Here is a 10582-nt window from a genome sequence, read left to right on the forward strand (position 1 = left end):
GAACTGCTGCAGTCGGTGGGCCTGTCTCCGCTGGACATGGTCAAGTACCCGCACCAGTTTTCTGGCGGCATGCGCCAGCGCGTGGTGATCGCCCTGGCCCTGGCGGCCGAGCCCAAGCTCATCGTCGCCGACGAGCCGACGACGGCGCTCGACGTCTCCATCCAGGCGCAGATCATCACGCTGCTCAAGAACATCTGCAAATCGCGCGGTGCCGCCGTCATGCTGATCACCCACGACATGGGCGTGATTGCCGAGACCTGCGACCGCGTGGCGGTGCTGTATGCCGGCCGCGTGGCCGAGATCGGCCCCGTGCACGACGTCATCAACAAGCCCTCCCACCCCTACACCAGCGGCCTGATGGCCTCCATCCCCGACATGGCGGTGGACCGTGAACGCCTGAACCAGATCGACGGAGCCATGCCCCGCCTCAACGCCATCCCCAAGGGCTGCGCCTACAACCCGCGCTGCCCCAAGACCTTCGACCGCTGCATGGTCGACCGGCCCGACCTCATGCCAGCGGGTTCCACCCGCGCAGCCTGCTGGCTGCACGCCACCGCCCCTGCGGAGGTGTCCGCATGAGCGCCGTGCCAACAACTTCCGGCAAACCCTTGGTGCAGGCGCATGACCTGGCCAAGACCTTCGACGTCTCCGCCCCCTGGCTCAACCGCATGATCGAGCGCAAGCCGCGCACCCTGCTGCATGCGGTGGACGGCGTGAGCTTCGAGATCGAAAAGGGCAAGACCCTGGCCCTGGTGGGCGAGTCCGGCTGCGGCAAGAGCACCGTGGCGCGCCTGCTGGTGGGCCTGTACGACCCCACGCGCGGTGGCCTGACCTTTGACAACCAGGATGCACACGCTGCCTTCAAGGGCAAGGATTCGCAGGCCATGCGCCGGCGCATCCAGATGATCTTCCAGGATCCCTATGCGAGCCTGAACCCGCGCTGGCTGGTCGAGGACATCATCGGCGAGCCGCTGCGCGAGCACGGACTCATCACCGATAAGGCCGAGCTCAAGCAGCGCGTGGGCGAACTGCTGCAGTCGGTGGGCCTGTCTCCGCTGGACATGGTCAAGTACCCGCACCAGTTCTCGGGCGGCCAGCGCCAGCGCATCTCGATCGCGCGCGCCCTGGCCACCGAGCCGGAGTTCCTGGTGTGCGACGAGCCCACCTCGGCACTCGACGTGTCGGTGCAGGCCCAGGTGCTCAACATCATGAAGGACCTGCAGCGCCAGCGCCAGCTGACCTACCTGTTCATCTCGCACAACCTGGCCGTGGTGCGCCACGTGAGCGACCAGGTCGGCGTGATGTACCTGGGCCGCCTGGTGGAGTTGGCCGACAAGCACGCCTTGTTCGACAACCCGCGCCACCCGTATACGCGCATGCTGCTCGATGCCATCCCCAAGATGCACGACACGGGCAAGGCGCGCACCCCCGTGCAGGGCGAGGTGCCCAACCCGCTCAACCCGCCCCCCGGCTGCGCCTTCAATCCGCGCTGCCCGCATGTGAACGACCGCTGCCGCAGCGAGCGCCCGCAGCTGCTCTCCATTGGCGGCATCCGCATCGCCTGCCACGCTGTCGAAGAGGGGCGCATCCAATAGGATGTTCCGGCGCCTCCATTGAAAGGGCTCCTTCGGGAGCCCTTTTCGATGGCAGGCCCATTGTGCCTGCTTCACGGTTTTGTCATGGAGCGTTTCCACCATGGCTGCTTTTGACCAATGGCTGGGAGAGCACACATGGGAATGATGAGTGGAGCGCGCTGGATGCGCTTGGGCGGCGTGGCGCTGGCAGTGGCGGGCGTGCTCGCCGCCTGCGGGGGATCGGACGGCGATGGGCCGCTGGACCTGACCATCCTGCATATCAACGACAGCCATTCCACGCTGGAGTCAAAGTCCAAGACGCTCAAGCTGTCCGCTGGCGGTGCTGCGCCGGTGGACGTGGCCGTGGCCGTGGATGCCGGTGGCTTCCCGCGCGTGACGGCGGCGATTGCCGAACTGGCGGGCCAGTCTCCCAATGTGCTCAAGCTGCATGCGGGCGATGCGCTCACCGGCACGCTGTACTTCAACCGCGCCGGTGCCGATGGCGAGGCCGACGCCGCGATGATGAACACCGTGTGCTTCGACGCCTTCACTCTGGGCAACCATGAATTCGACAAGGGCGACACCGGCCTCAAGGGTTTCCTGGACCTGCTCAGGAAGGGCACCTGCAAGACGCCGGTGCTCAGCGCCAACGTGAAGTTCGGCGCCAACTCGGCCCTGAACCCCAGCCGTGCCCCCGGCTATGTGAGCCCTTCCACCGTGGTGGAGCGCGGCGGGCAGAAGATCGGCATCATCGGCCTGACCATCGCCCAGAAGACCAAGGCCTCCTCCAGCCCCGACCCCGATACGACCTTCGAGGACGAAGCCACGGCAGCGCAGCGCGAGATCGACGTCCTGCGCGGTCAGGGCATCAACAAGATCATCGTCATGAGCCACATCGGCTATGACCTGGACAAGCAGATCATCCCCAAGCTCAGCGGCGTGGATGTGGTCGTGGGCGGCGACTCGCACACCCTGCTCGGCCCCAATGGCCTGACCACCACGGCGGTGGGCACGCCCGGCGGTGCCTACCCCACGCGCCTGACCGACAAGGATGGCAAGACCGTCTGCGCCGTGCAGGCCTGGGAGTACTCGCAGGTCGTCGGCGAGCTCAAGGTGAGCTTCGACGGCTCCGGCAACGTCACGCAGTGCAATGGCACGCCCCACGTGCTGATCGGTGACAACTTCACCATCGCCGGCAAGGCCGCCACCGACGCCGAGAAGACCGCCCTGCGCGCCAGCGTGGCCGCCAGCGGCTTCCTGCGCATCACACAGCCGTCCGCTGCCGCCACGGCCGTGCTGCAGCCCTACAAGGACAAGATCGCCGGCTTCAACCTGACGCAGGTCGCCTTCGCGCCGCAAGAGCTGTGCTCGCGCCGCGTCCCCGGCGGCGTGGGCTCGGTGGATTACAGCCGCTCCAGCGCGGCCTGCAACGCCGAAGGCAGCGTGAGCGTGCGCGGCGGCGACATCCAGCAACTGGTGGCCCAGGCCTACCTGGACGAGGCCAACCTCAAGTACGGCGGTGCCGACATCTCGCTGCAAAGCGGTGGTGGCGTGCGTATCCCGCTGGAAGGCCGTACCACGGCGGCCCAGGTGATCCAGGTGCTGCCTTTTGGCAACATGCTGTTCCGCCTCAACATCACCGGCACGGAAGTCAAGGGCATGCTGGAAGACGGTGTTGAAGCCGTGTACGGCCCCGGCGGTTCGTCGGGCCCATACCCCTACACCGGTGGCCTGCGCTACGACGTGAACGCGCGCGCAGCCTTCGGCCAGCGCGTGACCAACATCGAGGTGCGCAACCCCACCACCGGTGCCTGGGGTCCGCTGGACAACGCCAAGACCTACAAGCTCTTCGTGCTGAGCTTCAATGCCACCGGCGGTGACGGCTACAAGACCCTGGCCGCTGTGCCCGCCGCGCGCCGCCTGGACATCGGCGTGCTCGATGCCGATGTGTTCTTCAGCTACATCGAGAAGCAGCCCAAGGATGCGGCCACCGGCCTGCCATTGCTCAAGCGCCTGCCGACCGAGCTCTACAGCACCCGCAACTTCACAGGTCCGAACTGATGGAAGGGGGCGCAAGCCCTCTTGCCTGAGCCCTGTACCGATGCCGGCCCTGTGCCGGCATTTTTCATGGAGCCTTCGAGCCCGCGATCAAATGCTCGCGCAGCGTGGCGAGGATCTCGTCGGACAGGGCAGGGCGGCCGGCTGCCGTGGCGCGCGCCAGTGCCAGGCCGCCGACCATGGTGGCCAGGATGTTCATGGCGCGGGCCCTGCCTTCGGCACTGGGTTCGCCCTGGTCGAGGCCTTCGAGCACGCGTGCGAAGCGCTCGATGTTGCGCTCGATGCCCTGCGCGAACACCTCGGACAGCTCGCCCCCTGCGCGCGCTGCATCCACCGCCAGCGCTGCGGCAGGGCAGCCCTCGCCGGGGTGGTCGCGGTGCTGGGGCGAGAGGTAGCTCGTCACCCGCGCGGCCAGGCCGGCCTCGCCGCTGCCCATGTCCTTCTGCATGCCGTCCAGCGGCGTGATCGTCCAGTCGAAGGCGCGCGCACAGGCTTCGCGCACCAGGGCGTCCTTGTTCTCGAAATGGCGGTACAGGCCGCCGTGGGTCAGGCCTGCATCGCGCGTGATGTCGGCCACGCCCACGCCCGTGAGGCCGTGCTCGCGGTACAGGCGCGCGGCGGCGTCCAGGATGCCCTGGCGGTTCTCTGCCGACTGTGCCTTCGAGACTTTCATGGGGGAAACCTCTTTTTGATGATGGTCGTACGCATTAAGCGTTGACTTGTTTATGATGGCGCCCGTCATCATAAATGCGCGGCCTGTGCTGCGCCCCTCCCATGGACAACCGCAACGCACCATCACTCCCCCACAACGGCGCCGCCCGCGTCCCGCGCGTGGTCATCACGGGCATGGGCCTGGTTTCACCACTGGGTGTCGGCGTGGAACTGGCCTGGCAGCGCCTGCTGGCGGGTGCATCGGGCCTGCGCCGCCTACCGGACGAGGTGGTGGAGGGCCTGGCCGCGAAGGTGGGCGGAGCCGTGCCCAGCCTGGAGGATGATCCCGAAGGCGGCTGGAGCCCGGACAGCGTTGCTTCCGCCAAGGACCAGCGCAAGATGGACCGCTTCATTCCCTTCGCCCTGGGCGCGGCGCAACAGGCACTGACGCAAGCCGGCTGGGCGCCTGCCGATGAGCGGGGCCAGTTGCGCACTGCCACGGTCATCGCTTCAGGCATCGGCGGCTTCGGCGCGATTGCCGAGGCCGTGCGCACCACCGACACGCGCGGCCCGCAGCGCCTGTCGCCATTCACCGTTCCATCCTTCCTGGTCAACCTCGCCGCTGGCCATGTGTCGATCCGCCACGGCTTCAAGGGGCCGCTGGGCGCTCCCGTGACGGCCTGCGCTGCCAGCGTGCAGGCCATCGGCGACGCGGCGCGCATGATCCGATGCGGCGAGGCCGACATTGCCATCTGCGGTGGCACCGAAGCCACCATCGACCGGGTGAGCCTGGGCGGCTTTGCCGCCGCGAAGGCACTGTCCACAGGCTTCTCGGACCATCCCGATCAGGCTTCGCGCCCCTTCGATGCGGCGCGCGACGGCTTCGTGATGGGCGAGGGCGCCGGCATGCTGGTGATCGAATCGCTGGACCATGCGCTGGCGCGCGGCGCCGCGCCGCTGGCCGAGGTCGTGGGTTACGGCACCTCGGCGGATGCGCACCACATCACCGCCGGCCCCGAGGATGGCGACGGCGCGCGCCGGGCCATGGAACTGGCGCTGGCCCAGGCCGGCCGGGCCGCCAGCGAGGTGCAGCACCTCAACGCCCATTCGACCTCCACCTACGTGGGCGACCGGGGCGAGCTGGCCGCCATCCGGCGCGTGTTCGGCACGGCCAGATCAGTGGCCGTTGCCTCGACCAAGGCGGCCACAGGCCACCTGCTGGGCGCGGCGGGTGCGGTGGCGGCCATCTTCACCACCCTGGCCCTGCGCGACCAGGTGGTACCGGCCACGCGCAACCTCGAAAATCCCGACGAACTGGCCGAAGGCCTGGACATGGTGGCCGGCGCCAGCCGCCCCATGGCGCTGGAGCACGCCATGGTCAATGGCTTCGGGTTTGGCGGCGTGAACGCCACGCTGGTGCTCAAGCGCTGGGCACCGGTGCCCGTTCAGGCATAGCGCTTGGCGCGCAGGTTTTCCTTCATCTGCTGCAGGATGGGCTGCAGCGGGCTGCCGATGCGCAGGGCCACGCAGGTGGCCAGCACGTCGATGATGAGCAGGTGCATGAGCCGCGAGACCATGGGGCTGTAGCGATCGTAGCCCTCGGGGTGGTCGGCGGCCAGGTGGATCTGGCAGGTGCTGGCCAGCGGTGAGCCGCTGGCCGTGATGGCGATGGTGGTGGCGCCGTTCTTGCGCGCAATGTCGGCCGCGTCCATCAGGTCGCGCGTGCGGCCAGAGTTGGAGACGATCACCAGGCAGTCGCCCGGGCCGAGCAGCGTGGCGCTCATCACCTGCATGTGTCCGTCGCTGGTGGCGATGGAGGTAACGCCCAGGCGGAAGAACTTGTGCTGTGCATCCTGCGCCACGATGCCCGAATTGCCCACGCCATAGAACTCGATGCGCCGCCCGGTCTTCCAGGTCGCGGCGATGGCTTCGGCCGCTCGCTCCAGCGCCACGGTGCTCGCGGCATTGCGGTACTGCAGAAAGGCGGCCACGGCGTTGTCCACCACTTTGACCAGCACATCGCCGGTCTTGTCGTCGGCGTCCACGCTGCGGTGGATGAAGGGCACACCCTCGCTCACGCTGCCCGCGAGCTTGAGCTTGAAGTCGGCCAGGCCGTCGTAGCCCATGCTGCGGCAAAACCGCACCACGGTGGGCTTGCTCACATGGGCGCGCTCGGCCAGCTCGCGCACCGGCAGGCGGGCGAAGCTGCGCGGGTCGGCCAGCACCAGTTTGCCCACGCGCTGCTCGGCAGGGGCCAGCGACGAGAGAGAGGCGGTGATGCGGTCGAGCATGTCAGCGGCGTACCCGGCAGGGGCACAAGGTGGTGATGTGGATCGGCGGGTGCAAGGAATTGATGGTAACTGGGTTCCATCGATTTTGGTAACTTGGGTTCAACCCGGAGTCTGCCGCGCAGGCATGGTGCGCTGTGTACTGGTGCTTGGTAGTACCGGTCCCCGACACGGTGATGCGGAATAATGGGGGCATGAACCAACTCGACGCCCTCAAACAGTTCACCACCGTGGTGGCCGACACCGGTGACTTCAAGCAACTGGCCCAGTTCCAGCCCCAGGATGCGACGACCAACCCGTCGCTGATCCTGAAGGCGGTGCAAAAGCCAGAGTACGCGCCGCTGCTCACGGACACGGTGAGCCGGTTCCGTGGCCGCCCCATGGACGAGATCATCGACCGCCTGATCGTGCGTTTCGGCTGCGAGATCCTGGCCACGATCCCCGGACGCGTTTCCACCGAGGTCGATGCGCGCCTGAGCTTCGATACCCAGGCCACGATCACGCGCGGTGAGCGCATCATCGAGCTGTACCAGGCCGAGGGCGTCCACATCGACCGCGTGCTGATCAAGGTTGCTGCCACCTGGGAGGGCATCCAGGCGGCCGAGAAGCTCGAGCAGCGCGGCATCCACACCAACCTCACCCTGCTGTTCTCGTTCTGCCAGGCGGTGGCCTGTGGCCAGGCCAAGGTGCAGCTGATCTCGCCCTTCGTGGGCCGCATCTACGACTGGTACAAGAAGCAGGCCGGCGCCCAGTGGGATGAGGCCGCGCGCTCGGGCGCCAACGACCCCGGCGTGCAGTCCGTGGCGCAGATCTACAACCACTACAAGCACTTCGGCATCGCCACCGAAGTCATGGGCGCGAGCTTTCGCAACACCGGCCAGATCACTGCGCTGGCCGGCTGCGACCTGCTGACCATCGCCCCGGACCTGCTGGCCCAGTTGGCCGCGAGCGATGCCCCGCTGGCGCCCGCCCTCAAGCCCGCCGCAGCCAAGGCCCTGGACCTGCCGGCCGTGAACTACGACGAAGCCGGTTTCCGCTACGCGCTGAACGAAGATGCCATGGCCACCGAGAAGCTGGCCGAGGGCATTCGCGGTTTTGCGGTGGACGCCGTCAAGCTCGAAAAGCTCATCCTCGCCGCGTGATTCGGTACATCCCCCTGAGGCGCTGACGCGCCTTCACCCCTTCTCTCGAATCGCTGCGCGATTCGGGAAGGGGGACACCACCAGCGCGGCGGGGCGGCCCTTGCGCGGTGGTTCTTGCCTGGGGCGCGCCGGTTGCGGCGAGCGGGGGCCATACCCAGGCTGTGGATAAAGCCGCAACCGTTCGTTCGGTTCTAGGTCCGGGGTGCCGCGGCGCTGAGCGGCACCTTCAGACCCACGCGCAGGCCATGCGGCGTGACCGGCTCGGCGAAGGTCTGGCCCCCATGCTGCAGTGCGACCTCTTCCACGATGGACAGGCCCAGACCGCAGCCGCCAGGCTTGTCCGAGCCGCGCCAGAAGCGGGCGAACAGGTCGCGCAGGTGGGCGGGCTGCACGCCGGGGCCATCGTCTTCCACCGCCAGGGTGGCCATGCCGGCGCCCGCAATGTCCACCCGCACCGTCACGGTCGCGCCATGGCCCGCATAGTGCAGGGCGTTGTCGATCAGGTTGTTGAGTGCTTCGCGCAGCAGCAGCGGGTGGCCTTGGACAGCCAATTGCTCCTCGCCCTCGTAGCCCAGGTCCACGCCGCTGGCCACGGCGCGCGCCGCCCAATCGCGGGCTACCTCGCGTGCGAGGGCTGCCAGGTCCAGGGTCTGCATGGCCACGCTGCTCTCCGAGCGCGCCAGCTGCAGCAGCTGGTGCACCAGGTGGGCGCTGCGCCGCGCCGCCGACAGCACCTTGTGCAGCCGCTCCTGCACGGCCGGCTCGCGGCTCTCGTGCAGCGCCAGTTCGGTCTGGCCGATCAGGCCCGCCAGTGGCGTGCGCAACTGGTGCGCGGCATCGTTGAGAAAACGCTTTTCCTTCTGCTGGCCACGTGCCACGGCTTCCAGCAGGGCGTTGATGGTGCTGGCCAGCGAGTGCACCTCCTGCGGGGCCGAGGTCAGTTCGATGGGCGGCAAGGGGTCGGCCGTATTGCGCTTGCGCGCACCTGCCTTCTCGATCTGCGCTTCCAGTCGCTTCAGGGGCTGCAGGCCGCGCAGCACGCCGGCATACACCACGGCGCTCAGGGCCAGGCCCATCAGGCCCATGGGCAGCAGCATCTTTTCGAGCAGCTCCTGGGCGATGCGCTCGCGCACCGTGAGGCTTTGGGCCACCTGCACGCGCAGGCGCTGGCGTGCCTGCGGCGTGCCATAGTCCACTTCAAGCAGGGCCACGCGCACGGGGCGGTCGTCCACGCGGGTGTGGTACAGGAAGGGTTCGCCCACGTCCACGCTCACGGGCGGTGGCGGCGGCAACTGCGCATTGCCCAGCAGAAAGCGGCCCGGCGGCGAAGACACCATGTAGGTGACGCGGTCGGCCGGGTCCTGCTCCAGGATGTCCTGCGCAGCCTTGGGAAAGTCCACCAGCAGGCCATCGCCGATGGGCTTGATCTGGCGCGCCAGCGCGCGCACCGACTGGGTCAGCGTCTGGTCGATGCCCTTCTCGCCGTTCTGCAGCGCGATGCGCCAGGCCAGGAAACCGCCCGACAGCCACAGCACCAGCTGCGGCAGCAGCAGCCACAGCAGCAGCTTGCGTTGCAGGGAAACGCCGGGAATGGGGCGCATGGAAGCGGCCTACTCGGCAGGCTTGGCCAGCATGTAGCCCAAGCCGCGTATGTTGCGGATGACCAGGTTCGATGTGTCGAGCTTGCGGCGCAGGCGGTGCACATACACCTCCAGCGCATTGGAGTTGAGCGGGGCGGCTGCTGCCTGACCGGGCTCGGGCGGGCCGGCACGCCAGGCGGCGAGCACGTCGTCGCGCGTGACCACCTCGCCACAGCGGTTGACCAGCAGCTCCAGCAGCTCCCATTCGCGCTGCGTGAGCTCCAGCGGCTCGCCGCCGAGCACCGCACTGCGCTGGCCATGGTCGATCTGCAGGCTGCCGATGGCGGTACTGGGCCCGCCCGCTACGCTGCTGGCCTGCGTGAAAGCGGGCAGGCGCGCGCGGCGCAGCATGGCCTGCAGGCGGGCTTGCAGCTCCTGCATGTTGAAGGGCTTGGTGATGTAGTCGTCGGCCCCGGCGTTGAGCCCGTGGATACGGTCGTCGATGCCGTCGCGCGCGGTCAGAATCAGCACCGGCAGGCCGGCAATGTGGGTGCGTGCCCAGGTCAGCAGTTCCATGCCGTCGGCACCGGGCAGGCCCAGGTCGAGGATGATGCCGTCCACCGCCTGGTTCTGCAGCACGGCCGTGGCTTCGGCCACGCTGCAGGCCGTGCACACGCTGAAATCCAGCTGCTGGAGCTGGCCCGTCAAGGCGTCCAGCAGCAAGGCATCGTCTTCGACTATCAATAGGGTGGCCATGGATAGAGGATAGCAAAGGGCCTCCCTCGCCGAGGTCGCGCACAGCGCACAGCAGGGAAAGCACCGAGGCGCGAGCGAGGCGGTAATTCGATAACAGGGAAATTCCTTTGGCGTGTAACGCACACCCCGGGAAAGCCCTGATATGTTCATTAATTATTGTAATTAAAGTACCGACTGCGCTGATCGGCATGGGTCAGCCGGCGCACAAACGGACTCACACAAACGAGGAGACATGGGTATGTGGAAGTTGACAAAAGTCGCCGCCGTCGCGGCGGTTGTGGCGGCATCGGCAACAGCCGGTGCGGGGGAGGTGGAGGTTCTGCACTACTGGACTTCGGGTGGCGAAGCCAAGTCCGTGGCCGAGCTCAAGAAGATCATGCAGGGCAAGGGCCACACCTGGCGTGATTTCGCCGTGGCCGGCGGCGGTGGCGACAGCGCCATGACCGTGCTCAAGAGCCGCGTGATCTCGGGCAACCCGCCCTCGGCCGCACAGACCAAGGGCCCGGCCATCCAGGAGTGGGCCTCCGAAGGCG

Annotated in this window: 9 protein-coding genes and 1 pseudogene; 6 read left to right on the plus strand and 4 right to left on the minus strand. The window is 67.8% G+C overall.

The features are described 5' to 3' along the window. The 3 genes from ACK59X_RS35385 to ACK59X_RS35395 form a co-directional block, all read left to right on the plus strand. A partial coding sequence (locus ACK59X_RS35385) for an ABC transporter ATP-binding protein (RefSeq protein ID WP_409964269.1) occupies positions 1–579 on the plus strand: 579 nt, incomplete at its 5' end. Then, positions 576–1595: an ABC transporter ATP-binding protein gene (locus tag ACK59X_RS35390; RefSeq protein WP_409964270.1), complete on the plus strand. Its 1020-nt coding sequence runs from the start codon at positions 576–578 to the stop codon at positions 1593–1595. The genes ACK59X_RS35385 and ACK59X_RS35390, both read left to right, overlap by 4 nt. 141 nt (positions 1596–1736) lie before the next feature. Next, positions 1737–3635 (plus strand): bifunctional metallophosphatase/5'-nucleotidase, encoded by a 1899-nt coding sequence (locus ACK59X_RS35395; protein ID WP_409964276.1) that lies wholly within the window; start codon positions 1737–1739, stop codon positions 3633–3635. A 64-nt stretch (positions 3636–3699) separates the two neighbouring features. Here the strand turns inward: ACK59X_RS35395 and ACK59X_RS35400 are convergent, their stop codons facing one another. Next, on the minus strand, positions 3700–4305 hold the full coding sequence (locus ACK59X_RS35400) for a TetR/AcrR family transcriptional regulator (protein ID WP_409964271.1): 606 nt from the start codon (positions 4303–4305) through the stop codon (positions 3700–3702). Positions 4306–4406: 101 nt separating this feature from the next. Here ACK59X_RS35400 and fabF point away from each other — a divergent pair, with 101 nt between their 5' ends. Next, on the plus strand, positions 4407–5738 hold the full coding sequence (fabF, locus tag ACK59X_RS35405) for a beta-ketoacyl-ACP synthase II (protein WP_409964272.1): 1332 nt from the start codon (positions 4407–4409) through the stop codon (positions 5736–5738). Here fabF and ACK59X_RS35410 read toward each other — a convergent pair. Then, the gene (locus ACK59X_RS35410) at positions 5729–6574 is read right to left on the minus strand and encodes a MurR/RpiR family transcriptional regulator (RefSeq protein WP_108016385.1); all 846 of its coding nucleotides are present in this window, start codon (positions 6572–6574) and stop codon (positions 5729–5731) included. The two genes, fabF and ACK59X_RS35410, sit on opposite strands and share 10 nt — an antisense overlap. Before the next feature lie 191 nt (positions 6575–6765). Between ACK59X_RS35410 and tal the strand changes: the two genes are divergently transcribed. Continuing rightward, complete coding sequence (gene tal, locus ACK59X_RS35415; RefSeq protein ID WP_409964273.1) at positions 6766–7713, plus strand: transaldolase; 948 nt, start codon at positions 6766–6768, stop codon at positions 7711–7713. A 191-nt stretch (positions 7714–7904) separates the two neighbouring features. On the opposite strand, the gene ACK59X_RS35420 is transcribed toward tal, so the two are convergent. Together ACK59X_RS35420 and ACK59X_RS35425 are read right to left on the minus strand one after the other, a co-directional pair. After that, complete coding sequence (locus ACK59X_RS35420; RefSeq protein ID WP_409964274.1) at positions 7905–9314, minus strand: sensor histidine kinase; 1410 nt, start codon at positions 9312–9314, stop codon at positions 7905–7907. Between the two features lie 9 nt (positions 9315–9323). Then, a complete protein-coding gene (locus ACK59X_RS35425) occupies positions 9324–10049 on the minus strand; it encodes a response regulator transcription factor (RefSeq protein WP_409964275.1) in 726 nt (241 codons plus the stop codon). A 238-nt stretch (positions 10050–10287) separates the two neighbouring features. Here ACK59X_RS35425 and ACK59X_RS35430 point away from each other — a divergent pair. Continuing rightward, positions 10288–10582 (plus strand): annotated as a pseudogene (locus ACK59X_RS35430) (sugar ABC transporter substrate-binding protein); the annotation flags it as partial.

The organism is Acidovorax sp. (genome assembly GCF_046339755.1).
Classification (GTDB): domain Bacteria; phylum Pseudomonadota; class Gammaproteobacteria; order Burkholderiales; family Burkholderiaceae_C; genus Acidovorax.

Excerpts from the sequence above, each read along its gene's own strand:
- ACK59X_RS35410 (WP_108016385.1), bottom strand. The coding sequence starts at position 6,574 with ATGCTCGACCGCATCACCGCCTCTCTCTCGTCGCTGGCCCCTGCCGAG.
- ACK59X_RS35400 (WP_409964271.1), bottom strand. The coding sequence starts at position 4,305 with ATGAAAGTCTCGAAGGCACAGTCGGCAGAGAACCGCCAGGGCATCCTG.
- ACK59X_RS35390 (WP_409964270.1), top strand. The coding sequence starts at position 576 with ATGAGCGCCGTGCCAACAACTTCCGGCAAACCCTTGGTGCAGGCGCAT.
- tal (WP_409964273.1), top strand. The coding sequence starts at position 6,766 with ATGAACCAACTCGACGCCCTCAAACAGTTCACCACCGTGGTGGCCGAC.
- fabF (WP_409964272.1), top strand. The coding sequence starts at position 4,407 with ATGGACAACCGCAACGCACCATCACTCCCCCACAACGGCGCCGCCCGC.
- ACK59X_RS35425 (WP_409964275.1), bottom strand. The coding sequence starts at position 10,049 with ATGGCCACCCTATTGATAGTCGAAGACGATGCCTTGCTGCTGGACGCC.
- ACK59X_RS35420 (WP_409964274.1), bottom strand. The coding sequence starts at position 9,314 with ATGCGCCCCATTCCCGGCGTTTCCCTGCAACGCAAGCTGCTGCTGTGG.
- ACK59X_RS35395 (WP_409964276.1), top strand. The coding sequence starts at position 1,737 with ATGATGAGTGGAGCGCGCTGGATGCGCTTGGGCGGCGTGGCGCTGGCA.